This is a genomic window from Oceanobacillus luteolus (assembly GCF_042678205.1).
GTDB classification, from domain to species: domain Bacteria; phylum Bacillota; class Bacilli; order Bacillales; family Amphibacillaceae; genus Oceanobacillus; species Oceanobacillus luteolus.
On record NZ_JBHUDE010000061.1, the window covers coordinates 1 to 761 of the forward strand.

Here is a 761-nt window from a genome sequence, read left to right on the forward strand (position 1 = left end):
AGGTTTCGGGATTTCGACCCTGCGGACTGGCATCGGTTCATAGGTACCTTGGAGAATCGCTTCTTTTATGGAAGGCCAATTTTCGAGAATGTGCTGACGTAGGTTTTGTACGGGCATCATGTCTACTCCGTGGCTTCCTTTATTCTGTTCGACTCGTTTGAGTGCGAGAAGCATATTCTGTCGTGATAGAATTTGATTCAAAAGCATCGTTACTCTTCCTTCCGTGAATAGCTTATCCTCTTATGCCAGCGGTCACTCCACCCTCCTAGAGGACCCCAACGGGATTCACCGTCTCTTTCCTCTAGTGAGGTACTGCGTTTTCTGTGTTCACCATGACTCACTGAATGTAAAGGGCTATTCTCTCTCAATTGTTCCGTCCTTCCGAATCGTTCTAGACCGATTCGTACTATGACTTCTGCTGACTCCTGATGGTTCAGCTACCTATCGCTAGGCAGGTTATGAAGGGTACTTCACGTATCCATCAGGCCTCCCCGGGTAAGGATATAATCTTTCCTTCCATCTATCCGCTTCATTTACTCTGTATCACCTTTGGCAGAAAGGACTTTGTTTTGTTGTGCAAACTCACCCAATGATACCTAGCCTTATATGAAATTCGTGTTCCTCGGACCGGAAGTTTGCCGCCCGCTTCCTTCAGATTCCGCGTCGCCACGGACACCCTTGCGTTAAGCTAACCACTACTTCTGCCTTCATGGCTCGGGACTCTCACCCTAGAGATTACACCCATGCCGGGCGCACACAAA

General features: G+C 48.4%; 1 pseudogene. It reads right to left on the reverse strand.

Going from position 1 to position 761, the window contains the following annotated elements:
• Positions 1-207, reverse strand: a pseudogene (locus ACFSBH_RS12110) (group II intron reverse transcriptase/maturase); the annotation flags it as partial.
• Between the last annotated feature and the right edge of the window lie 554 nt (positions 208-761).